Below are 24,090 nucleotides of genomic sequence, written 5' to 3' on the forward strand. Positions count from 1 at the left end.
TATCACAGTAGCGTTCCTATCCAGACCGCCGCGCCCACAATTGCGCCCCCCAAAAACATCCAGGCCAGCGGCGTCAAAGGGCGCTGCGGTTTGGGCGGCGGGGGTGGATTGTTGAAACGGATCAACGTTTCTTCGGCATATTGCGGCAACTGCGGGCCGAAACGCGAAAGAATACGCGCTGTCTTTACCAAATCCCGCATGAGTGCCTTGGGGCCGATACTCTCTTTGATATAGTCCTCGACCACAGGCTTGGCGACTTGCCAGATATTCATATGTGGGTCCAATGACCGCGCAACCCCTTCGACGACGACCATCGTGCGTTGCAACAGGATCAATTCGGTGCGTGTTTCCATGCCGAAGCGTTCCGTCACTTCGAACAGATAATTCAGGAGGCGTGCCATCGAAATGCGACTTGCATCCATGCCAAAAATTGGTTCGCCAACGGCGCGCAAAGCGCGGGCGAATTCATCGACATCACGGTTGGCGGGCACATAACCAGCCTCAAAATGGACCTCTGCGACCCGCTGATAATCCTTGCGGATGAAGCCAAACAAAATTTCCGCATAGACACGGCGGGTGTATTCATCAATCCGCCCCATGATCCCGAAATCATAGGCAATGATGTCACCGTTTGCGGCGACCTTCAGGTTACCCTGATGCATGTCGCCGTGAAAATATCCATCTCGCAACGCGTGGTTCAAGAATAGTTGCAGCACACGTGTTGCAAGGACCCGTCTGTCGTGACCCGCGGCATCAAGAGCCAGATTTACCCCGATGTTAGTTCCTTCTGCCCAGTCAAGGGTCATCACCCGGCGACTGGATAAGTGCCACCGGATCGAAGGCACCTGAAACCCGGTATCACCGTCCGTATTTTTGGCGAACTCCGCGGCAGCAGAACTTTCCAGCCGCAGGTCAAGCTCTCCCATGACCACCCCTTCGAAATGGGTGATGACTTCCATGGGGCGCAAACGGCGGGATGATGGAGACAGCACTTCGATCGCACGGGCTGCAAAGAAAAATGCATCGATGTCGGTGCGAAAGGCCCTTTCAATGCCGGGTCGCAAAATCTTGACCGCAACGGCCTCACCTGTGTCGGAAAGGTGCGCCTTGTGGACCTGTGCGAGCGATGCAGCGGCGACAGGTTCGGAGAATGACGAAAACAGCGCGTCGAATGGCTGGCCCAACTCGCGTTGAATTTCGGCCTTTGCTTCGCGCATAGAAAACGGCGGCAGTTTGTCCTGCAGGACGCGCAGTTGTACAGCCAGATCATCGCCGACCACATCGGGGCGGGTGGACAGGATCTGACCAAATTTGATGTAGGCCGGTCCGAGCGCAGTAAGCGCGCGCGGGGCAGGAGGCATTGACAGGTCCCCCCGATAGCCCAGCCATCGAAATGGCCAGGCAAGCGTGCGAAATGTGATCCGCAACAAGGGCCCCGCATCAAAGGCATCGAGCACGACTTTCATCGCGCCCGTTCTTTCCAGTGTCGCTCCGGTACGGATCAGCCGTATTATATTGTGAGGACCGCGCAAATTACAGTTTCCAACCCGAATGCAGTGCCGCAACACCCATCGTCAGATTGCGGTATTTCGCGTTCCCGAAACCAGCATCACGCACCATGCCGAGAAAAGTTTCCTGATCGGGAAACTTGCGGATCGATTCCACCAGATATTGATAGCTGTCCCTGTCCCCTGCGATCATCTGCCCCATCCGGGGGATCACGTTAAAAGAATAGGCATCATAAGCCGCCTGCATCATCGGGTTGGGAATTTGCGAGAATTCCAGCACCATCAAACGCCCGCCCGGTTTCAGGACGCGGTATGCTTCTGCCAGCGCATCCTGCGGGCGGGTCACATTTCTGATTCCAAAGCTGATCGTGTAGGTGTCAAAAGTATTTGCATCAAAGGGTAGCGCCATCGCATCACCCACCACCCAGTCAAGACTATCTGACAGCCGTTCGGCCTCGGCCCTTTTGCGCCCTTCGATCAGCATCGGCTCAGTCAGATCCAGCACCGTGGCATGGCCGTGCCCCGCACGTTTCAAAAACCTGAATGACACATCACCCGTCCCGCCAGCCACATCCAGCAAGCGCTGTCCGGGGCGCGGCGCAAGCCAGTCCATCATGGCGTCTTTCCAAATCCGGTGCACACCGCCCGACATGACATCGTTCATAATGTCGTACTTGCTTGCCACCGACGAGAATACACCCTGCACCCGGCCAGCCTTTTCGTCTTCACGCACCGTCTCGTACCCGAAATGGGTCGTCGTATCTGGCTTTTCGCTCATCTTGGCATCCTGCTCGCAACTGTCAGAGATGGGTTATACCCAAGTCGCGCCAGAGACAAACTGTCAATCTGCCACGGTCACAGTTGATCTGCTATGGGCCTTTGCCGGAATAGCACTTATCTGTGTCAGACAGGAATGAGGACCCCCATGCCAGAGCTTCCCGAAGTTGAAACTGTCAAAGCAGGCCTTGCCCCCGTGATGGAGGGACAGGTGATCGCACAGGCCGACGTGAACAGGCCTGATCTGCGGTGGCCTTTTCCCGACCGGATGGCTGAAAGGCTGACGGGCAAGCGTATTTTGCGCCTGCGCCGACGATCAAAATATGTGCTGGCTGATCTGGACAGCGCCGAGACTTTGCTAATTCACCTTGGGATGTCGGGGCGTATGCTGATTTCTGGCCATACTGTGGGTGACTTTCACCACCCGCATCCGGCACCTGCGAAACATGACCATGTCGTTTTGCATATGCGGTCGGGCACCCGGATCACTTTCAACGATGCCCGTCGTTTCGGCGCTATGGACCTGATGCAGACGGCACAGCAGGATGATCACTGGTTGATCCGCGATCTGGGGCCAGAACCGTTGGGCAATCATTTTGACGAAACCTATCTGGTTGCGCAGTTGAAAAACCGGAATACGCCGATCAAATCCGCGCTGCTTGATCAGCGCATTCTGTCGGGTCTTGGCAATATATATGTCTGCGAAGTGCTGTACCGTGCTGGCATTCACCCCAAGCGCAAAGCGGGCCAGATCAGTGCGAAACGCGTGGCTGCAATGGTTCCGATTATTCGCGATGTTCTGACCGAAGCGATCGCTGCTGGTGGCTCTTCGTTGCGCGATTACAGACAGGCGGATGGAGAATTGGGATATTTCCAACATGGCTTTCAGGTCTACGATCGCGCGGGTGAAAACTGCCTAACGCCGGAATGTAAAAAGAAAATCACCCGAATCGTGCAGTCCGGACGCTCATCTTTCTTTTGTTCGCAATGCCAAAGATAACTTGATCAACGCCCCCGCTTTGGTAAGCACTGGGTCCTGACCAGCGACAAAAGGACAGTGGCATGGCCTACGAAAACATTATCGTCGAAATAAGTGACAGCATTGCGACAATCACGCTTAACCGGCCTGACGTAAAAAATGCAATCAACGCGGCATTGCTCACAGAACTTTGCGCGGCGCTGGAAGAAGCGGATAGCAACGACAAGGTGCGCTGCATCGTGCTGACTGGCTCTGACAAGGCATTTGCTGCGGGCGCGGATATCCGGGAAATGGCAGACAAGACGTTTGTGGAAGTCTACACCACCCGGTTCTTCGACGCCGAGACGACGCGGATCAACAACACGCGCAAGCCGATTATTGCAGCCGTTGCGGGCTATGCGCTGGGCGGGGGCTGCGAACTTGCGATGATGTGTGACTTCATTATCGCTGCGGATTCTGCGAAATTCGGCCAGCCCGAAATCAATCTTGGCGTCATTGCGGGCCTGGGCGGCACGCAACGGTTGACCCGATTCGTGGGCAAGTCAAAATCAATGGACATGCATCTGACAGGACGTTTCATGGACGCCAAAGAGGCCGAAAGCTGCGGCTTGGTCAGCCGTGTGGTGCCCGCCAAGAACCTGCTGGCAGAGGCACGCGGTGCTGCCGAAAAGATTGCAGAGAAATCGCAAATCGCGGCGACTGCTGCCAAGGATGCTGTCAACCGCTCTTACGAGACGACCATGGCTGAGGGCTTGCGCTATGAGCGCGCGCTGTTCAATTCGCTGTTTGCGACCGAAGACCAGTCTGAGGGTATGGCTGCCTTTGTCGAAAAACGCGAAGCCCAGTTCCGCGATCGCTAAAGCCGTCGGCCTGCTGCCCACGGCGGATCAAGGTTGCACGGCATTTCCCGAAAAGCTGTGATTGCGGTTTTTTCGCAGGTCGGCGCGATCAAAAGTTGCAAAGGGCGCGCGACTCGGATAGGGGCCGCGTCAGACATGCGTGTGAGGCCCGCTTTGGCCAGATCAACCGGTTCCTAAAACCCGGTCGGGGCTTTCTTGCGCTATACAGATGGATTTTGACCCGACAACGGGCTTTAATAAAGGAAAGATCACATGGCAAACTCCCCACAGGCAAAAAAACGCGCCCGTCAGAATGCAGCGCGCTTTGCCGTCAACAAGATGCGCCGTTCGCGCATTCGCACCTACCTGCGCGCGGTCGAAGAAGCAATCGCATCCGGCGATGCGAAAGCCGCAGCAGATGCACTGAAAGCAGCACAGCCGGAATTGATGCGCGGTGTGACCAAGGGTGTGATGCACAAGAATACAGCGTCGCGGAAAATGTCGCGCCTCGCGGCACGCGTCAAAGCTGTCGGATAACCTATCCTGCCGGATTTGATGTTGGCGAATCTTGGCCGATGATATGAAAAGCACAAAATGCAAAGCGCATCCTCATTGGGTGCGCTTTTGTCGTTGTGTTGCACGCTTGCGCGGATTTTTGACGATTTTGAGGGAGGGGTAGATTCTTTTCCCTCAATCTCTGAGTCAAGCGCGATGTTATGTTGAAGCGTCTCCAAAGCCCTTGCTAACTTGTTCAAGCGATTCACATCGTTCCGGGGGGACGTAAAGAAGATCGGCATTGAAATGGTGGGATTTCGGCCTGGGATAGGCGGACGGACCGACCGTAATTTTATGTCGGACTTTATGCGAGGGTAGCGCGCATCGGCAGGCATCTGTCGGATTGTTAGCTGCCTTGGTGTCTGCGCAATTGTTGGAGGCTGCTCTTTGACAATAGCTGCTGTTTATGGCCCCAAGTCTGCCGCAAGGCGTTACATGCGCGCATCTGCTTGATCCGCGACGTAGCGCCAAGGCCTATAGATTTGCTGAAAGGCACAGCCGCTCAGGCCCGCATTGGCTTGGACGGTCGTATGTCTTTTTTTCTGGTGCAGTTGATCGGTTGCTAAGGGGCGCAGACCTCGTCTGTTTTGGGGTGGAACGATGTGTAAGTGGAACGAAGGGACAAAATGAACAACGATATCTGGGCAAAAGTGCTTGCTGCTTTGAAAGGCACTTTGGGGGCGAATAATTTCTCGAACTGGATCGAACCTTTGGAATTCCTACACCTGAACGGGGGTGTCGCAACTTTCAACGTGCCGACAAATTTCATCGGCAACTATGTGAACCAGAATTTCAGTGACCAGATCATATATCAATTGAACAAGCAGGGTCAGGACGTACAGCGCGTCAAATTCACCGTGCCGTCGCAGGCTGCCGCAAAGCCGGTCGTGCGCAAGGTCGCCGCGGCTGATGACATCGCCGGCTCTCCGATTGATGCCCGTTTCACTTTTGACAATTTCATCGTGGGCAAACCCAACGAACTAGCTCATGCTGCGGCCCGCCGTGTCGCCGAAGGTGGTCCGGTCACGTTCAACCCGCTGTTTCTGTATGGCGGCGTCGGGCTGGGCAAAACACACCTTATGCACGCCATCGCCCATGAATTGCAGCGTCGGTCGCCGGACCTGAACGTGCTGTATCTGTCGGCCGAGCAGTTCATGTACCGCTTCATCACTGCCCTGCGCGAACGCAAGATGATGGATTTCAAACAGCTCTTTAGGTCTGTCGACGTGCTGATGGTCGACGATGTCCAGTTCATGGCGGGCAAGGACAGCACGCAGGAAGAGTTCTTTCACACCTTTAACGCGCTGATTGACGGCCAAAAGCAAATCATCATCTCAGCCGACCGTGCGCCCGGCGAGATCAAGGACCTTGAAGAACGGATCAAGTCCCGTCTGCAATGTGGCCTTGTGGTTGACCTGCATCCGACGGATTATGAACTACGGCTTGGTATTCTTCAGTCAAAGGTGGACTATTACGCGACCCAATATACGGAACTGCAAATCGCGCCGGGTGTGCTGGAGTTCCTTGCCCACCGCATTTCAACGAATGTGCGGGTGCTGGAAGGGGCGCTGACCCGTCTTTTCGCCTTTGCATCCCTTGTGGGCCGCGAAATTACGCTGGAGTTGACACAGGATTGCCTGTCTGACGTGCTCAAGGCATCAGATCGCAAGGTGACGGTCGAAGAAATCCAGCGTAAAGTTTCTGAGCATTACAACATTCGTCTCTCGGACATGATCGGCCCAAAGCGACTGCGGACCTACGCGCGCCCCCGCCAGATCGCAATGTATCTGGCAAAACGTATGACGAACCGGTCTTTGCCGGAAATCGGTCGCAGATTTGGGGGGCGGGACCATACCACGGTCATGCATGGCGTGCGGCGGATTGAAGAGTTGAAAGTGCTCGACAGCCAGATTGCGGACGATCTTGAACTGCTGCGGCGGGCGCTGGAAGAATAAGCGCTTCTTGACGCTGCCCCGCGTATCGTCAAGAGTTCAACTAAACGCTTGAGCCTTCGGTAAAATGCAGTACATTTTGCGTCCCGGCGGCATCAGCCACCAAGATATGTGGGAGCATGGGGAATGAAATTCAGCATTGAACGCGCGGTTCTTCTCAAGGCCGTTGCGCAAGCCCAGTCGGTTGTCGAACGGCGCAACACGATTCCGATCCTTGCAAACGTGCTGATCGAGGCAGAGGGCGACGACGTACATTTCCGTGCTACCGACCTTGACATCGAAGTTGTCGACAAGGCGCCAGCAAAGGTCGAGCGCGCAGGGGCCACAACAGTGTCGGCTGTGACGCTGAATGAAATTGTGCGCAAGCTGCCTGACGGTGCATTGGTAACGCTCAGCGAAGATGGCGCATCCGGACGCCTGACAATTGAAGCAGGCCGTTCCAACTTTTCGCTGGCGACATTGCCAAAGGAAGATTTTCCGGTGATGGCATCGTCGGAATATGCGGCGAATTTCTCGGCCCCGGCGCCGGTATTGCGGCGTTTGTTCGACAAGTCGAAGTTTGCCATTTCAACGGAAGAGACACGCTATTACCTGAATGGCGTCTATATGCATGTCGCTGAGAGTGATGGTGGCAAGGTGCTGCGGTGCGTGGCCACTGACGGCCACCGTTTGGCCCGTATTGATGCTGAACTACCCGAAGGTGCGGCAGACATGGCTGGCGTTATCGTGCCACGCAAAACAGTGGGGGAGCTGCGCAAACTTCTCGATGATGATGAAATGAAGATCGCCGTGTCTGTTTCAGAGACGAAAATTCGTTTTGCGACGCCGGATATTGTACTCACATCCAAAGTGATCGACGGCACTTTCCCCGATTACACCCGCGTGATTCCGCAAGGCAACACCCGCAAGCTGGAACTGGATGCTAGCGAATTCGCAAAGGCCGTGGACCGGGTGGCGACGGTATCATCCGAGAGGTCACGTGCAGTGAAGTTGTCCCTGGACGAAGATCGTCTGATCTTGTCCGTGAACGCCCCTGACAGTGGTGCCGCCGAAGAAGAACTTGCAGTCGCTTATGGTGATGAACGTCTCGAGATTGGATTCAACGCGAAGTACCTGCTCGAGATCGCAAGTCAAGTGGACCGGGAAAACGCTGTGTTCTTGTTCAATTCGTCCGGTGATCCAACCCTGATGCGTGAAGGCAATGATACAAGCGCGATATATGTTGTCATGCCGATGCGCGTGTGATCGCGCGGAAAATTCTTCTAGAAGAATTTTGGGGTAAGAATTTTCTCGAAAATTCTTGGTCGGTCATATGACGCAGCTTGCGGTTCTAAAATTGGGGCTATCCCATTTTCGGTCTCATAAGCAGGCCTCCCTTGATCTGGATGCCCGGCCATTGGCAATCTTTGGCCCCAATGGTTCAGGCAAGACCAATCTCATGGAGGCTGTATCGTTACTGTCGCCCGGCCGCGGTTTGCGCCGGGCAGGCATAGATGATCTGACGCGCAGGCCAGAAGCACTGGGATGGAAAATTACCGGCGTATTGCGATCATTGCAGCAAACGCACGAGGTTGAAACATGGGCTGAGGCTGGCAGCCCGCGCCAGCTCCGGATTGACGAGAAATCGGCGCCGCAAATCGCATTGGGTCGGATCGCCCGTATTTTGTGGCTGGTGCCGTCGATGGATCGGCTCTGGATCGAAGCGGCAGAGGGCCGCCGCAGGTTTCTTGACCGGACAACATTGAGCTTTGAACCCAAGCATGCAGAAGCCGTCCTGTCCTATGAAAAGGCGATGCGCGAACGTAATCGCCTGCTCAAAGATATGGTCCGCGATCCGCATTGGTACGCTGCGCTTGAGGCGCAGATGGCTGAAGCAGGTCAGTTGATCCAAGCCAACCGACAGCGCGCGATTGCTGAACTGACCGCCGCACAGGCCGCCGCAACCAGCAGCTTTCCAAAGGCCACACTTGAATTGACCGCGCCTGACCCAATTCCTGACGATCTGCAAACCGCTTTGGCGGACAATCGGCAGCGCGACATGGCCGCAGGACGCACCCTGATTGGACCGCATCGTGCGGACCTGTCTGCAATCTACGCCGACAAAGCTGTTGCTGCCAAAGACTGTTCGACCGGCGAACAAAAGGCGCTGTTGATCAGTCTGATCCTTGCAAACGCGCGCGCGCTCATTGCGGACTTTGGCGCACCGCCAATCCTGCTGCTTGACGAGGTGGCCGCCCATCTTGACGCGCAGCGCCGAGCTGCCCTTTATGATGAGATTTGCAGTCTTGGCGCACAGGCCTTCATGACGGGGACGGGCCCTGAACTTTTTGCTGAACTCGGCGCGCGGGCGCAGTATGCAGAAGTCATTGACAATGCTGGCCTTTCCCGGATCACAAAAAAGGAAAAGATATGACCCCGCAGCGCGTGACCCTGATTACCCTTGGCGTTGCTGATCTGGATCGCGCCAACGCGTTCTATGGTGCGATGGGCTGGCAAGTGACCCGTGAAGTCCCCGGGCAAGTCGCTTTCTATCAGATCAACGGGATGGCACTTGGATTGTTCGGGTTAGGCGCATTGGCCAAGGATCAAGGGCGGCCCGGTGCCGCGCTGGGTACGGGGGCGATGACGTTGGCACAGAATTTCGGGACCGCCGCAGAGGTTGATGCGGCCTTTGCCAAAGCACTTGCCGCCGGGGCGACCGCGCACAAAGCACCGGAGAAAGTATTCTGGGGCGGTTATTCTGGCTATTATGCGGTCCCTGACGGACATGTCTGGGAGGTCGCGCACAATCCTTTTTGGCCATTAAATGATGACGGCAGTCTGACTTTGCCGCTCGCTGACGCGGGTTGAGAACGTAGGGTGTCCGCATTGTCATGACGATCACTGCTTACGAACTGTTGCTTTATGCCGGGGCGCTGGCTGTCCTGTTCATGACCCCCGGTCCGGTCTGGGTGGCGCTGACGGCGCGCGCCCTATCGGGCGGTTTTCATGCGGCGTGGCCGGTTGCACTGGGTGTTGTGGTTGGCGATGTGATCTGGCCTTTTCTGGCAATCCTCGGGGTCACATGGATTGTGTCCGTCTACGCGGGGTTCATGACGCTGCTGAAATGGGTGGCGAGTGGAACCTTTCTTGTCATGGGCACGCTGATTATCCGCCATGCAGATAAAACCATCGCCGCAGATAGCCGACTGACACGACCGGGAATGTGGGCTGGTTTTGTGGCTGGGTTGGCCGTCATTCTGGGGAACCCCAAGGCAATCTTGTTCTACATGGGCATGCTGCCGGGGTTCTTTGACCTGACCCGGTTGAACTGGGCGGATATAGCAGCCATTTGCTTTTTGTCGTTTCTGGTGCCGCTGATGGGCAATCTGGTTATGGCGGCCTTTATCGGGCGGATGCGCGGCATGTTGACATCACCCGCCGCCATCAAGCGGACCAATTTGATTGCGGGCGGGTTGCTGGTGCTGGTCGGCGCCGTCATTCCTTTTACGTGATGGCGATCCATGCGGTCAGATTGTCGGTTTTGTCGGGATCAAACCGACGCGATTCACCTGTTTTTCAGGTGCGCGCCATGCCCGGAATGACAAGGTGACGTCATGGACAAATACCGTTGATGACTTTGGCGCACGGGCTGCGAAAGCGGTCGCAAGACAACATGCGCCAAAACCACAAAATCTTGTGTCATTCGCGTGACAATCCCCGCCCAAACGCATATATTTTGGGCATAGGAACACAGGACACCCTCAATGGCCGATATCGACCAAAACAACGAAGACTACGGCGCAGATTCTATCAAGGTTCTCAAGGGCCTGGAGGCTGTCAGAAAGCGCCCCGGTATGTATATCGGGGACACGGATGACGGCTCTGGTCTGCACCATATGGTCTACGAGGTCGTGGACAACGGCATCGATGAGGCGCTGGCAGGTCACGCTGACCATGTTTACGTCAATATCAACGCGGACGGGTCGGTCACTGTGGGTGATAACGGCCGGGGAATTCCGGTTGGCATCCACGAAGAAGAAGGCGTGTCAGCAGCCGAGGTCATCATGACCCAACTGCACGCTGGCGGTAAATTCGACAGCAACTCTTATAAGGTGTCCGGCGGTCTGCACGGCGTTGGGGTATCGGTTGTCAATGCATTGTCCGACTATCTTGAATTGCGTATCTGGCGTGATGGCAAGGAACATTACGCCCGGTTTGAAGGCGGGTTCACGACCGAACATCTGCGCGTTGTTGGTGATGCGGGTGGCCGTAAGGGGACGGAAGTAACCTTCCTTGCCTCAACCGATACATTCAGCAACCGCGATTATGACTTCCACACGTTGGAAAAGCGTCTGCGCGAACTGGCTTTCCTGAATTCCGGCGTGCGGATCATTCTGCAAGACCTGCGTCCGGTCGAGCCGCTGAAAGCCGACCTGTTCTATGAGGGCGGCGTCAAGGAGTTCGTTAAATACCTTGACCGGTCCAAGTCCCCCCTGATGGATGACCCGATCTATGTGGCGGGAGAGCGCGATGACATTGGCGTCGAAGTCGCGATGTGGTGGAATGACAGCTACAATGAAATGGTGCTGCCATTTACCAACAATATTCCGCAACGTGACGGCGGCACCCATTTAGCGGGCTTCCGAGGCGCGCTGACCCGCGCGATTGCGAAATATGCGGCCGAAACGGGCATTTCGAAAAAAGAAAAAGTTTCGCTGACCGGCGACGATGCCCGTGAGGGGCTGACTTGCGTGCTATCCGTCAAAGTGCCTGACCCGAAGTTTTCCAGCCAGACCAAGGACAAGCTGGTAAGTTCAGAGGTCCGTCCGGCCGTTGAAAACCTGATGGGTGAAAAGCTGAATGAATGGTTCGAAGAGAACCCGAATGAAGCCAAGATGATTATCAGCAAGATCGTCGAAGCCGCCGCCGCCCGCGAGGCCGCCCGCAAGGCCCGCGAAATCCGCCGCAAGTCGGCGATGGATGTGAACTTCAACGCCTCCAAGCTGAAAGACTGCTCTGAAAAAGACCCGTCCAAGACCGAAGTGTTTCTGGTCGAGGGTGACTCTGCCGGTGGTTCTGCGCAAACCGGCCGTGACCGGAGCACGCAGGCGATCCTGCCGCTCAAGGGTAAAATCCTGAACGTCGAACGCGCTCGGTTTGACCGGATGCTGAACAGTCAGGAAATTGGCACGCTTGTCATGGCGCTGGGCACGGGCATTGGCCGCGACGAGTTTAACATCGACAAACTGCGCTATCACAAGGTCATCATCATGACTGATGCGGACGTTGATGGCGCGCACATCCGCACCCTGCTGTTGACCTTCTTCTTCCGGCAGATGCCGGAACTGATCGAAGGCGGTTATCTTTATATCGCACAGCCCCCGCTCTACAAAGTGTCGCGCGGCAAATCCGAGGTGTACCTCAAGGATCAGGCCGCGATGGACGAGTATCTGATCGAACAGGGCATTGATGGCGCAATGCTGCGTCAGGGCAATGGCGAAGAAATCGCAGGCGCCGACCTGCGCCGCGTCGTTGACGAGGCCCGCCAGCTCAAGCGCGTTCTGGAAGCTTTCCCGACGCATTACCCCCGCCACATTCTGGAACAGGCGGCCATTGCCGGCGCATTTGTACCCGGCGCCGTGGATAGCGACCTGCAAGGGATTGCCGACAAGGTGGCACAGCGCCTTGACCTGATCGCGCTGGAGTGGGAACGCGGCTGGCAAGGTCGCATCACCCAAGACCAGGGCATCCGGCTGGCCCGTATTCTGCGTGGCGTGGAAGAGGTACGCACGCTTGACGGCACGATCCTGCGGTCAGGCGAGGCGCGGCGCACAGGGACATTCACCCAAAGCCTGCAAGAGGTTTACAACCTGCCTGCGACACTGATCCGCAAGGACCGCAGCCAGTTGATCCACGGCCCGTTGGATTTGCTCGAAGCGATCCTGCAAGAGGGCGAAAAGGGTCTGTCATTGCAACGCTACAAAGGTCTGGGGGAGATGAACCCCGATCAGCTGTGGGAAACCACGCTGGACCCTGACGCCCGGACGCTGTTGCAGGTCAAGGTCGAAGATGTGGCCGAGGCCGACGATCTGTTTACAAAGCTCATGGGCGATGTGGTCGAACCACGTCGCGAATTCATCCAGAACAACGCATTGAGTGTGGAAAATCTGGATTTCTAAGTCAGCCTACCCTTCAAGCCAGTCAATCAGCAGACTGTTAAAGATCGCAGGTTTTTCAAGATGAACCGCATGGGCGCATCCCGGCACTACGGCAAGGTTTGTGTGAGGGATGCCCCGCCAAAGCAGTTCTGTCTGTGACCAGGGATAGGTGCGGTCCTTATCGCCCCAGATGACCAGTGACTGCTGTTTGATGTCGCCAAGATGGTCAGTGCCTGACCAGCCTTCCATAGCATCCAGACCGGCGGCGATGGCTTCGGTGGTCGCACGCTCTGCAATGGCTGCGCAGCCCGCGTAATCTTCGCCCTGTTCCCGATCTAGAAACCACGTCGCCGCAATCCGCCGCGCTGTTGCTTTGGCACCGTCCAGTTTTGCGCGGGCCTTGCTTTGGGCGATGGTTTCAAATCTGCCGGGCAGCACCCCCACAGGGCCTGTGCTGTACAACACCAGCCTGTTAATCTGGTCCGGATCGTGCCGGACCATTTCCTGCACAATCATGCCACCCATTGAATGGCCCAAAAGGTCATATTTTCCGAATCCTTTTGACCGCAGTTCGCCTATCACCCACTTAGCATAGCCTTCGATCGAAGCGTTGGCGGGCATATGGTTGTTCTTGCCGAATCCGGGCAAATCAATTGCGATTACCTCGCGGTGCGCGCCCAAATCAGCAAGTTGCAAGTCCCACTGTGCGCTTCCCCCCATGAAACCATGGACCAGAACCAGCGGCGTCACTTCCGTTTGCCCTGCACGATCCGGTCAAGGATCATGGCGCAGAACAGGATGGCAAAACCGGCCAGAATCCCCTGTCCGACATTGGCATATTGCAGGGCTTCCAGCACGTCCTCGCCCAGCCCTTTGGCGCCGATCAGGGACGCCACCACAACCATCGCCAGCGACAGCATGATCGTCTGATTGATCCCCGCCCGGATGGATGGGCTGGCCAAAGGCAGGTCAACGCGGGTCAGCAAATACCATTTGGTTGCGCCAAATGCGATTGCCGCCTCGCGGACGCTGTCGGGCACACCGCGCAACCCCAACACGGTCAGGCGGACCACGGGCGTGCCGCCAAAAATCATCGTGGTCACAACGGCCGCCGGTTTGCCTGTACCGAAAAACGCAATGACAGGGATCATGAAAACAAAGGCCGGCATGGTTTGCATGAAGTCCATAATCGGTTGGATAACGGCATAAAAACGGGGCCTGCGTGCGCAAAACATCCCCAGCGGAATCCCGATCAGGATCGACAGGCAGGCTGCGGTTCCCAACAGTGCCAGCGTCGTCATGGCCTTATCCCAGAACCCCAACAGCCCCATGTAGGACAGGAATGCCGCAGACCAGACGGCGGTCCGCACTCCTGCCGTCAACCATGTCAGCAGCACGATCAGGCTGGCCACAACGATCCATGGGGTGCTGACAAAAACCAGTTCCAGCGCGTCAAGGATCAGTCGGATGCCGTAAGTGATGAAATCGAACAGCGCCTCGCCATTGGCGACGGCATAGGCAAAGAATGCCTCGACCCCTGCGATACTGTCCAAGCGGTAGTCGGGATTCGTCGGGAATGCGCTAAGCAGCGCAAAGCGGTCGGGCAAGCTGTAATGCAGCATGGCGGCGACAGCGATGATGGCCATAAAGACCGCGCTGAATATGATTTGTGACACAGGCAGACCTGACCGCACCGACGGGTCTGAAAGCCACTCTGAAAAGCGCGCTTCAAGCGCCCAGTTAGCGACGGTGGCCTGTGCTGCCTTGGCGACCAGCAGGATCACAACACCGGTCAGCGCGATTGTGGTTCCCTGTTCTGAGAGGGCGATGGCTTCCGCGCGGATACCGCCTATCGCATCTTCGAGAGACGTGACCGTGCGCTGGTATACGTCGATCTTGTCTGATCCGTTTTCGATGGCTGCGGCAAGCTGTTGGCGGCGCAGTTCCAGCGTGCCTTCGATGGATTCAATCCGTGCAAAGGCATCTGCGGCAAGGTCGCCAAACAGGCCACGCGCGATCTGCACAAGCGCAAGCGTTTCAATAATCAGAAATGGCAGGGCCCATGACCATAGCCCACGCGCACCAAACCAGACCGGGCCAAACAGGCCTGCCATAAGGTTGAAGGTCGCGGTGAACATCGCACTTGCGCCAATCTTGTCGAATTGCGCGATGTAGTAATCAGGGTTCGTGCGCACAAACTGGCGAATATTGTCGCGACGCTCTGCGGCATAGGCGCGGGCGGCGTCTGTATCGGTTGCTTCCAGCGGGTTTTGCGTGGCGTCCTTCATGACATTTCTGTCCCTTCAACAACTGTACGCAGAATATCGGTACGGGTGATGACACCGACATCGCGGTCATTTTCGGCCACAAGAATGGCGCTGTCGTTGTCAATTGCGAGATTGATAAGCGTGCTCAGCGTTTCCTGCGCACCTACGCGCGGCGCATCCGCACTGATCTGGCCGATGTGCGCGTCGAGCGGTTGCATGATCGCGTGTGCATGCACCACCTTCAGCCGCGAAATACCGGCAACGAAATCAGCGACATAATCATCAGCAGGGTTCATCACGATGTCTTCGGCTGTCCCGGTCTGCACCAGCCGCCCATCCCGCATGATTGCGATGCGATCACCGATGCGCACGGCCTCATCGAGGTCGTGGGTGATAAAGATCGTCGTCTTTTTGAGTATTTTGGACAGCCGGATGAATTCATCCTGAAGCTGCCTGCGGATCAGCGGATCAAGCGCGCTGAATGGTTCATCCATCAGCAGGACATCAGGGTTTGCGGCAAGCGCACGGGCCAGCCCGACGCGCTGCTGCATACCGCCAGACAATTCGTGAGCAAACTTGGCGCCCCATGAGCCCAGATCGACGATATCCAAAATGGCGGCGGCTTGCCGCATCCGGTCATTCTTGCTGACTTTGCGTATTTCCAAAGGCAAGGCGACATTATCCAGAACCGACCGATGCGGCATCAATGCAAAGTTCTGAAAGACCATGCCGATCTTGCGGTTGCGGAAATGTTGCAGCTCTGCGGGGCCCAGCCCCATCACGTCGGTCCCTTCAACAAGGATCTGCCCTGCCGTTGGTTCCAAAAGTCGGTTGAAATGCCGGACCAGTGTCGATTTTCCGCTGCCGGACAAGCCCATGATGCAAAAGATTTCACCACGGTTCACTGACAGGCTGACATCGGCGACGCCGACAACGGCGTTATGCTGCGCAAGGACCTGCGCCTTGTCCAAACCTTCTTCCCGGATGGCCCGAAGCGCGGCTTCGGGGCGCGCGCCAAAGATTTTCCAGACATTGGATATTTCGATGAGGGGGGTGTCGCTCATGGCAGATAATATTCCCTGGCTTTGGGGGCGTGCCGAGGACGGCAAAAGGCTGGCCCCGGCTTGCTTTCGGGGCCAGCAGGTTTCATTGGGCGTGATCAGCCGCCAAGGCCCAGCCACGCATCAACGCGGTCCGGGTTGGCTTCGACCCATTCGCGCGCAACCTCGGCAGGGTCGCGGCCCTGGCCGCTGATCTCATAGGCAAAGCTACTGACATCGTCGGCAGTCAATGAGAAACGCTCAAAGAACTCCGCGATTGCGGGGGATCTTTCGGGCAGCGAATTGGACCATGCGATTTGCACTTCTTTCAGGTCATCCTTGGTTGCCACCATGGATTTGTCGTACCAATCGGGGTCATCGGACGGCTGCACCATGATGTACTTTTCAGGGTCAAATGTTGGCTCTGTCAGCATGACCACGTCAAACATGTACCAAACGGCATGTGGTTCGTAGCAGTAGAAAGCATAACCCTCGCCTTTGGCGATGGAGTCCTTGATCCGCGCGGTCTTGACCGCCTCTTCGGCGCGGATGGGTTCGATGAAATCAAGCAGGCCGTAGTCGCGGACTTTGACTTCGTTTACGTTGGCCGAGGCCCAGCCCGGTGCGCCGATCCACATCTCGCCTTTGCCATTGCCGTCGCTGTCCATCAGGGCGGCGACATCGGGGCGGCCCAGATCAGCGATGTCAGTGATGTTGTTGGCTGCGGCAAAGTCCTTAGAGACGCAAAAACCCTGATTACCCGCATAGGCATTCTCTGACAGCGTTACGGTTCCAGCTTCATCGACATATTGGTTGGTAAAGCTTTCCTGATTGGGCAGCCAGACGTCAGGGTGCACATCAATGTCGCCCTCGCCTTGGTCCATCGCCTGGAAAATGGTGGCGTTGTTGCCGGGAACATACTCAACCGTGCCGCCGATGCGCATCTCGACGACAGCGCCCAGAACATGCGCGATTGCCTGCGCACCTGTCCAGGTTGGCACACCGATCTTGACCTCTTCGGCGAAGGCGGGGGCGCTGATGGCCGTTAGAAAAGTTGCCGCCAGTAGTGTATTCTTGCGTGGCATTAGTTTGGTCTCCTTGTTGTCGGTTTATTTGTTTTCATTCGGAATAGCCGTGCAGGCCAAAGGTTCCGGAATAGCCGAACAGGGCGGCGCTTCCTCCGGTGTGCAGAAAGACGACATTTTCCATGCCGTCGAAGTAGCCCTTGCGGATTTGGTCAATCAGGCCGTCCAGCCCCTTGCCGGAATAGACGGGGTCAAACAAAAGCCCCTCGGTCCGGGCAAGCAGTTTGACTGCCGCGATCATCCCGTCGGTGGGCAGGCCATAGCCGGGCCCGACATAGTTGCAGTTGGCGCGCACATCGCTGCGTGCGATCGTCAGGCCTGTTCCCAGATGTTCCGCCGTCCGTTGGGCCAGATCAAAGACCATCTGTTCCTGTTTTTCCTGCGGCGCACGCACGCCAATACCCAGCAAATGAATGTCGCTTTGGATCGCTGCCAGTCCGGTGACAAGTCCGGCTTGGGTACCGGCACTGCCGGTTGCATGGACCAGCGCATCAATCTTCAGCCCGGTGCTGGCAGCCTGTTCCGACAGTTCGCGCGCGCAGTTGACATAGCCCAGCGCGCCGATGGGGTTCGATCCGCCGCCGGGGATAATATAGGGTTTGCATCCATCCTGTCGCAGTTGGTCTGCAAGGGTTTCCATTTCCGCATTCATGTCCGCCCCGCCACCGCGCTTTGACACTGACGCCCCATGCAGCCTGTCAAGCAACACGTTGCCGTTCAGGGTATAGTTGGGATCAGTCGAACCGGTCCGATCTTCCAGCAGAATGTGGCAATCCATATCCAGCTTTGCCGCAGCCGCAGCCGTCTGCCGCGCGTGGTTTGACTGCGTGGCCCCCTGCGTGATGATCGTATCCGCGCCTTTTTGCTGCGCATCCGCCATCAGGAATTCCAGCTTGCGGGTCTTGTTGCCGCCAGACGAAAGCCCTGTGCAATCGTCGCGCTTGACCCAAAGCCGGGGCCCGCCCAGATGCTCGCTCAGCCGGTCCATCGGCTCTAGCGGGGTCGGCAGATGGCCAAGACGGACCTTGGGGAACTTGGCCAGCGCAATGGACAATTCCTTGCACAGGCTTGCAGTCATTTCGGGTGAGTGGTGAGTGTCGCGTTCAGATATCAGATCAGTGTCGGTCACGCTCTGGTTTCCTTTACATCAAGGTTATGCAAAGCATCGCCATTAGCGGCGCAGAAAAATAATGCTTTTTTGTACGGCTGCCCATACTATTGCTTTGTGCAGGCAAGGATCAGCAGATGGATTTACAGTGGCTGGACGATGTTCTTTTCCTTTTGGAAGAACGCAATCTGACCCGTGCCGCCGCCCGGCGGCATATCACCCAGCCCGCCTTTTCAAGGCGCATCCGCAGTTTTGAGGACTGGCTGGGCGTGGATGTGCTTGAGCGTGGAACGAACCGGGTCGAGATCAGCCGCGCCCTTATCTCGAACGAGGCCGAAATACGCGCGCTTGTTGCCCGTATCCGTGATTTGCGCGGCAAGATCACGCATTTCGATCCGATCAGTTCAACCGTGTCGATTGCCGCGCAGCACGCGCCTGTCTTTTCCACCTTTCCCGATATGGCACTGCGCGCCAAGCAACATTTTCCGGGGCTCAGGTTTCGCTTGCGGGCTGCGAACCTGCCCGATTGCGTCACGATGTTTCTGCGGGGCGACACCAGTATGATGCTCTGCTACGAATCGGAAAAAACCGGCCCGTTGTCGTTTGGGCCAAATATCCGGCGTGCGTTGTGGGGTATCGATTACCTGATTCCCGTTGTTGGTGGGCAACTGCGCTATACCGTCAAGGACAATGGTGAAACGCCTGACGATGTGCCTGCAATTGTCTATCCCGAAAACAGCTATTTCGGTGAAGTTCTCAGTTCTGCCAACCGGCGCTTTGGCACGCCCGCAAAGACTACAAATACCGTCTGCGAAACGGCCCTTTCCAGCGGGATCAAGGAGCTGGTACTAAAGGGCATCGGCATCGGCTGGTTGCCTTACAGTATGGCCTACCGCGAAATCGAAAGCGGTGATCTTGTTTCACTCAGCAATAATCTGGGCAGGGAAGCGTTGGAAGTGGCGGTCTACGCCGACATCAAGGACGATTTGGCAGTGGCCTTGGCCGATATCTGGAAATCGGGTGCGACAAACGGCAAGTCTCACAGAACCGCCACATCGCGACACTTCAATACCGCGCAGTAGCACCGCAAGAGCAGGTTTTTCACCCTTTGGTGCAACGCCGCGTCTACTGCATCATCATTTCATGTACTGCCTGCATCCCCCGGTCGGCCATATCGGTGACTTCGGCAGCATGTTCTTGCAGCGCGGCGACAAGTTCAGGATCATCGGACGTCTGAACAACTTCAATGCCGTCGTCGGTCATGTCGATTTGTGTTTCGATCCTGTCGCCCCGTTCAAAAAAGATATCAAGTGTGGGGCTTTGAATAAATATCCCGGGGTCGTCGCGCGCCTCGACCCGTCCGATCATGCCCACAACGTGACTGACCATCTGGTCCATCACATCAGGGTCAGAGGACCGTGTCACCGTGCGGATTCCGTTGGGCAGGTTTGTGACCTCGCGCGTGATCGTTTCAAAATTGCGAAACATGGCTGCCAGTTCCGCGCTTTCCTGTGCTGTTGCGTTTTCGCCGCGCAGGCCGGGCATGTTGACTTCATCATGCCCGGTGCCATCCGCGCCATGCATGTGACCACCGCCAGACATATGGTGGGACAACATGTAGATGCCATTGCCCTGATAGAGGAAAGCAGCGCCGCCTATCATCACGACAAGCGCCAGCAAGACGATGGCACGCAGGCCTCTGGCGGATTTCCTGGGTTGTGTCATTGTCATCTTGTCCTTGAAAGCATGGCGGTTTCGTAACCCATAGGCCCCAATCGCCAATCGGTCCATTATGGATGCAGGGTTTCTATAAAGATAACCTCAATCGATGCGCAGATTGGCAGCGACCAGTTCAAGCAGGCTTTCCACCTCTTTGTCCCAGTTGGTCGCTTGGCGGCTGCGATCGAATTGCAGGCGGCATTGCCCGCAACTGGTGACAAAATGCGTGGCCCCTGTGGCTTCGACTTCCTTTCGCTTGATGTCAAACGCTTGCGCACGCAGTGGGGCGGCCCGGGTATTGGCCAGAACACCACCACCGCCGCCGCAACAAAAGGACGTCTCTTGCGTGTTCTCAAGTTCGCGCAGTTCCATCCCGAGCGCATCCAGAATAACGCGCGGTGCCCACCCCAGCCCGCCGCGACGCACTTGTTGGCAAGGGTCGTGAAAGGTGGCGCTTTCCCCGACCGGGTGCAGGCGGATATCACCCGTCTGTATCCTCTCGGCCAAAAGCTCCAACGTGTGCAGGATGCGGATGTCATTGATCGGCGTCCCATACCAGCGGGCCGCTTCCCAGCGCAGGGCACCCCATGCGTGCCCACATTCCGGCAGCAAGATCGTTGTGGCCCCGATTTCGCGGGCCTTGTCGATCAGGCGGCAGGTTAGTGAGCCCTGAAGTTCTGTATCACCCGACAGATACCCGAAATTGGTGGCTTCGAATGCAAGTGATGACAGGGTCCAGTCGATGTTCAGGCTATCAAGAATACGCGCCAGACCAACGACCGAATTGCGATGTTCTTCAAGATCCCCCGGCGCCAATGTCAGCAGCAAATCGGCCTTGGGTTTGTCCAGCGGCAGGGTGATCGCGAACTCGGTTTCAATTGCCCGGAGGGCTTTGACAAAATCTTCCGGCGTGCCGAACGGGCTGTGGTTTGTTCTGGCGTGACCTACGATTTGCGCCAATCTGTCCGGCAGCAGCCCGGCCCGGTACATCCCGTGCCGTGCTTCTTTCACCAGCTCGGCGATGTCGATCCCCATCGGGCAGGCAAGGGTGCAACGCCCGCAAAGCGTGCAGGAATCGAAAATCAATTCTTCCCAGTCCTGTAAATCCTCAATGCTGACCGTGGGTGCAATCCCGACAGCCCGCTTGATCCAGCTGAACGGGCCCTGCATCTGGTTGTAGGCGGCCTCGAACGGCTTGATCTTGTGGATGGGCGTGTATTTGGCGGCACCTGTGGCCAGATGGAAATGGCAGGCTTCTGCGCACAGGCCACAGCGCACACAGGCGTTCATGTAACTGGCGGCGCGGGGCCCGAATTCGGACAGGAACCCTTCCATTGCATTCGCGACACGCACCGTGTCGGGGGTGTCGCCCTGCTGGTCGAAAGGTTTAGTGTCGGCTGTCATAGGGCCACTCCTACATACGCGTTCCGCGGCGCCCGGCCAAAGCGCCGGTAAACCCACGCGACAGCGGCCACGTGAATGTGTGCATCAGGCTGCTGAACGGGAAATAGATCAACCATGCTTCGACCGTGCCCAGATGAATACCCCGCAGGACTGCGCTCTGCTCGCCCAGCGCTGTGCAGCCTGAGAGCATGACAAGGAAGGTCAACCCCGTCGCGATATGGTCATCGGGACGTGTAATCAGCCGCACCACCGGATCGACAAACCGCCGGACCCACAGCGCCAGCAATCCGGCAAAGGCAAATTGCGCAGCCACGATAAAGCCCCACCGGGGCAGGACCGGCCAGTCAAAGCCCAGAATATGGTCGCGCAGAAAGGCCACATGCGGGGCCGCAAAGAACAACAGCGCAAACAGTCCAAGGTGAAACGCATAGCCCGCGATCGTCACGAACCAGACCCGCCCTTGCCCGAAGAAAGCCCGCCTTGGCACGAAATGCCCGACAATAGCCCGCGCCGCACCCAGACCAACGGACCCGACAGGCCGCGCCTGAACGGGCGTGCGCCCGGTGGTCAGGATCACAAAGAGCCGCCACAGGCCAAACACCACGAAAATCCCAAGCGAGATCTGCCAAAGCGGCCCTTCCAGAAGCTCAATCGCGCTCATCCGTCGGCCCCTTTTTCTCTGGACTTCATGTCAGCCAGCCAAAGGTCGTGATGGGTGCGCGCCCAGTTTTCATCGACGCAGCCATTAACCATGCCTTCGATCGTGCCTTCGGTTCCGATTGTGCCCAGATAGATGTGGCCAATCCCGAAGCCGATAAAGACAAAGGCGGCAATCGCATGAGACAGTTCTGCCCAATGCAGCAGATCGTGGGTGCCCAATGCATCTGGAAAGCTCAGCAGAATCCCGGAGGCGGACAGCGTGATACCAGCCAGTGTCGCCGTCCAGAACCACGCCTTTTCACCTGCATTATAGCGACCTGCGCTGGCGTGACCGCCAAACATGCCGCCCGCCCGCGTGATCCATTGAAGGTCACACAAAGACGGCAGGTTGCCACGCACAAAGCTGAAAAACAGTGCGATAAATGAGACGATGAAAATCGGCCCGAACAGATTGTGGGCCTGCATTGATGCGGTTGCAAACACGCTGTAGGCAGATTTTCCGATTATCGGGATAAGGAGCGGGCGCCCGAACAAAAGCAACAGACCCGTGACGCCCAAAAGCAAGAACAAACAGGCGATGATCCAATGCACTACACGCTGTACGAGCGAAAAGCGTGCAACCGTCTTGCCCGATCTGCCGCCGTCAATGCGCAAGCGCCCGCGGATTACAAAGAACAGGACGACAGCGGCAATAACCGCCGCAAGCCCCAGGCCGCCATACCAGATCAGCGGCCCCTCGGCGCGGCGCAACTCGGACCAGCCCACGCCGTTGGCATTGATCAGAACACCGTCCACGACCTCACTGCTGCTGGGAAGGCCGTCCGCGCCCTGTCGGATCATGCGCCAAATATCGCTGTCGCTTTGGTTGCCCAGCGTGTTCTCGGGGCCTGCGTCGAACGGATAGGGCGGGGCTGTGCCTTGGGCCTGTAGTTGATGCGTGATGCCCATGACGAAAAGCATGGCAAGCAAGCAAATCACATGCATGGTCAGGCGTGACCATGTTGCGCAGCCCTGCAAAGCCTGCGTTCGTGAAGCTGCCAAGAATGTTCTCCTGCGCATTGATACGGGGTTCCGTCAAAAAAACGGCTAGGCTGGATACCTAATCAACGCGCGGATGCGGGTCATTGATTCAGATCAATTTTCGGGTGGGGCACACCGCTACTCTGTCATGGTCACGCTGACCCCGCCAATCCCTTCGATTGAAACTTCGACCTCCATGCCTGCCTTGATCGGGCGGGCACCAAGCGATGTGCCGCAGGCAATCAGATCACCGGGGTTCAACGTCATGTCCTGCGACAACAGGCTGACAATCCGGGCCGGGGGCAGGATCATGTCCGCAGTCTCGTAGGACTGTCGTTCGCGCCCGTTCACGCGCGTTTTGACGGTCAATGCCTGCCAGTCGATATCCGTTTCGATGGTCGGTCCGACGACCCCGAACCCGTCAAAGCTTTTGGCGCGGGTCCACTGCGGAAAGGACGGATCGGCGTTCAGGATATCAAGCGAGGTAATATCATTGACACAGGTATAGCCGAAGATGGCGCTTTCTGCTTCGTCGGGGGTAACATTCTTGCAGGTTTTGCCGATGACGATCCCCAACTCCCCTTCGAATACCACGCGACCTGCCGCGGCTGGCAGCGCGACCTGTGCGCCGGGGCCTGACAGGGAACTGTCTGCCTTGAAAAAATAGAGCGGATGGGTCGGGTGCGCGAACCCGCCTTTTTCAGCGGCGGCCTTGTAGTTGTTCCACAGGCCGATGAATTTGCCCGGCACAACCGGCGTCAGCAATGTGATCTTTGACAGGGGTATCGGGGCACCGGCCGGGATTTCAGACCCCAAGCGCGCGCGCGGGTGGAAGGTTTCATCCACGATGACACCTGTGATCGTTAATCCGTCCTCTGTCTTGCCACGTCCCCATTTCATGTTGTCGTCTCCTTGGTTGCGGGTGACGCGATTCTTAAGCCGAAACAAGATGCAGCTGCAACAGGTTACAATCAACCGGGGCGTTGCACCAATGGGGGCGGTCCACTACTGATCGGCCATAATTGATTTCCGCTGCA

The 24,090-nt window shown here is 57.0% G+C and carries 22 protein-coding genes; 10 read left to right on the forward strand and 12 right to left on the reverse strand.

The window, feature by feature from the left end; genetic code table 11:
• Window positions 1-2 precede the first annotated feature (2 nt).
• Window positions 3-1,532, reverse strand: a complete 1,530-nt coding sequence (gene ubiB / locus C8N45_RS17680) for a 2-polyprenylphenol 6-hydroxylase (protein WP_108387593.1) — start codon at window positions 1,530-1,532, stop codon at window positions 3-5.
• A 1-nt stretch (window position 1,533) separates the two neighbouring features.
• The gene (ubiE, locus tag C8N45_RS17685; protein ID WP_108387594.1) at window positions 1,534-2,286 is read right to left on the reverse strand and encodes a bifunctional demethylmenaquinone methyltransferase/2-methoxy-6-polyprenyl-1,4-benzoquinol methylase UbiE; all 753 of its coding nucleotides are present in this window, start codon (window positions 2,284-2,286) and stop codon (window positions 1,534-1,536) included.
• A gap of 147 nt (window positions 2,287-2,433) precedes the next feature.
• On the opposite strand from ubiE, the gene mutM reads away from it, so the two are divergent.
• The 9 genes from mutM (at window position 2,434) to gyrB (ending at window position 12,771) form a co-directional block, all read left to right on the forward strand.
• On the forward strand, window positions 2,434-3,285 hold the full coding sequence (gene mutM, locus C8N45_RS17690; protein ID WP_108387675.1) for a bifunctional DNA-formamidopyrimidine glycosylase/DNA-(apurinic or apyrimidinic site) lyase: 852 nt from the start codon (window positions 2,434-2,436) through the stop codon (window positions 3,283-3,285).
• 62 nt (window positions 3,286-3,347) lie between these two features.
• Window positions 3,348-4,124, forward strand: coding sequence for an enoyl-CoA hydratase-related protein (locus tag C8N45_RS17695; protein ID WP_108387595.1), 777 nt, complete (start codon window positions 3,348-3,350; stop codon window positions 4,122-4,124).
• 252 nt (window positions 4,125-4,376) lie between these two features.
• The gene (gene rpsT, locus C8N45_RS17700; RefSeq protein ID WP_108387596.1) at window positions 4,377-4,640 is read left to right on the forward strand and encodes a 30S ribosomal protein S20; all 264 of its coding nucleotides are present in this window, start codon (window positions 4,377-4,379) and stop codon (window positions 4,638-4,640) included.
• Window positions 4,641-5,284: 644 nt separating this feature from the next.
• Entirely contained in the window at window positions 5,285-6,613 is a 1,329-nt protein-coding gene (dnaA, locus tag C8N45_RS17705; protein WP_108387597.1) for a chromosomal replication initiator protein DnaA, read from the forward strand.
• A 123-nt stretch (window positions 6,614-6,736) separates the two neighbouring features.
• Complete coding sequence (dnaN, locus tag C8N45_RS17710) at window positions 6,737-7,855, forward strand: DNA polymerase III subunit beta (RefSeq protein ID WP_108387598.1); 1,119 nt, start codon at window positions 6,737-6,739, stop codon at window positions 7,853-7,855.
• 67 nt (window positions 7,856-7,922) lie between these two features.
• Entirely contained in the window at window positions 7,923-9,023 is a 1,101-nt protein-coding gene (recF, locus tag C8N45_RS17715; RefSeq protein WP_108387599.1) for a DNA replication/repair protein RecF, read from the forward strand.
• Window positions 9,020-9,460, forward strand: a complete 441-nt coding sequence (locus C8N45_RS17720) for a VOC family protein (RefSeq protein ID WP_108387600.1) — start codon at window positions 9,020-9,022, stop codon at window positions 9,458-9,460. The genes recF and C8N45_RS17720 overlap by 4 nt, the downstream gene beginning before the upstream one ends.
• Window positions 9,461-9,483: 23 nt before the next feature.
• Window positions 9,484-10,104, forward strand: a complete 621-nt coding sequence (locus C8N45_RS17725; protein ID WP_108387601.1) for a LysE family translocator — start codon at window positions 9,484-9,486, stop codon at window positions 10,102-10,104.
• A 252-nt stretch (window positions 10,105-10,356) separates the two neighbouring features.
• Complete coding sequence (gyrB, locus tag C8N45_RS17735; protein WP_108387603.1) at window positions 10,357-12,771, forward strand: DNA topoisomerase (ATP-hydrolyzing) subunit B; 2,415 nt, start codon at window positions 10,357-10,359, stop codon at window positions 12,769-12,771.
• Window positions 12,772-12,777: 6 nt separating this feature from the next.
• On the opposite strand, the gene C8N45_RS17740 is transcribed toward gyrB, so the two are convergent.
• From C8N45_RS17740 to cuyA, 5 genes are all read right to left on the reverse strand, one after another.
• The gene (locus C8N45_RS17740) at window positions 12,778-13,500 is read right to left on the reverse strand and encodes an alpha/beta fold hydrolase (RefSeq protein WP_108387604.1); all 723 of its coding nucleotides are present in this window, start codon (window positions 13,498-13,500) and stop codon (window positions 12,778-12,780) included.
• Window positions 13,497-15,038, reverse strand: coding sequence for an ABC transporter permease (locus C8N45_RS17745; protein ID WP_108387605.1), 1,542 nt, complete (start codon window positions 15,036-15,038; stop codon window positions 13,497-13,499). The genes C8N45_RS17740 and C8N45_RS17745 overlap by 4 nt, the downstream gene beginning before the upstream one ends.
• Window positions 15,035-16,081, reverse strand: a complete 1,047-nt coding sequence (locus tag C8N45_RS17750; protein ID WP_108387606.1) for a quaternary amine ABC transporter ATP-binding protein — start codon at window positions 16,079-16,081, stop codon at window positions 15,035-15,037. The genes C8N45_RS17745 and C8N45_RS17750 overlap by 4 nt, the downstream gene beginning before the upstream one ends.
• 95 nt (window positions 16,082-16,176) lie before the next feature.
• Window positions 16,177-17,142, reverse strand: coding sequence for an ABC transporter substrate-binding protein (locus tag C8N45_RS17755; RefSeq protein WP_108387607.1), 966 nt, complete (start codon window positions 17,140-17,142; stop codon window positions 16,177-16,179).
• A gap of 34 nt (window positions 17,143-17,176) precedes the next feature.
• Entirely contained in the window at window positions 17,177-18,190 is a 1,014-nt protein-coding gene (gene cuyA, locus C8N45_RS17760; RefSeq protein WP_511260237.1) for a D-cysteate sulfo-lyase, read from the reverse strand.
• Window positions 18,191-18,387: 197 nt separating this feature from the next.
• On the opposite strand from cuyA, the gene C8N45_RS17765 reads away from it, so the two are divergent.
• Window positions 18,388-19,332, forward strand: a complete 945-nt coding sequence (locus C8N45_RS17765) for a LysR family transcriptional regulator (protein ID WP_108387677.1) — start codon at window positions 18,388-18,390, stop codon at window positions 19,330-19,332.
• Between the two features lie 43 nt (window positions 19,333-19,375).
• Here C8N45_RS17765 and C8N45_RS17770 read toward each other — a convergent pair whose 3' ends face one another.
• The 5 genes from C8N45_RS17770 to C8N45_RS17790 all read right to left on the reverse strand — a co-directional run bounded on the left by C8N45_RS17770 (window position 19,376) and on the right by C8N45_RS17790 (window position 23,953).
• Complete coding sequence (locus C8N45_RS17770) at window positions 19,376-19,975, reverse strand: hypothetical protein (protein ID WP_245882728.1); 600 nt, start codon at window positions 19,973-19,975, stop codon at window positions 19,376-19,378.
• A 96-nt stretch (window positions 19,976-20,071) separates the two neighbouring features.
• Window positions 20,072-21,373: a (Fe-S)-binding protein gene (locus C8N45_RS17775; RefSeq protein WP_108387608.1), complete on the reverse strand. Its 1,302-nt coding sequence runs from the start codon at window positions 21,371-21,373 to the stop codon at window positions 20,072-20,074.
• Between the two features lie 10 nt (window positions 21,374-21,383).
• Window positions 21,384-22,034 carry a hypothetical protein gene (locus tag C8N45_RS17780; protein ID WP_108387609.1) on the reverse strand — a complete coding sequence of 217 codons (651 nt, stop codon included), beginning with the start codon at window positions 22,032-22,034 and terminating at the stop codon, window positions 21,384-21,386.
• Window positions 22,031-23,074: a formate dehydrogenase subunit gamma gene (locus tag C8N45_RS17785; protein WP_168769515.1), complete on the reverse strand. Its 1,044-nt coding sequence runs from the start codon at window positions 23,072-23,074 to the stop codon at window positions 22,031-22,033. Before C8N45_RS17785 ends, C8N45_RS17780 begins: the two co-directional genes overlap by 4 nt.
• A 117-nt stretch (window positions 23,075-23,191) precedes the next feature.
• Window positions 23,192-23,953, reverse strand: a complete 762-nt coding sequence (locus tag C8N45_RS17790; RefSeq protein WP_108387611.1) for a fumarylacetoacetate hydrolase family protein — start codon at window positions 23,951-23,953, stop codon at window positions 23,192-23,194.
• Window positions 23,954-24,090: the final 137 nt, after the last annotated feature.

It is taken from the genome of Yoonia sediminilitoris (assembly GCF_003058085.1).
In the GTDB taxonomy this organism is placed as follows: domain Bacteria; phylum Pseudomonadota; class Alphaproteobacteria; order Rhodobacterales; family Rhodobacteraceae; genus Yoonia; species Yoonia sediminilitoris.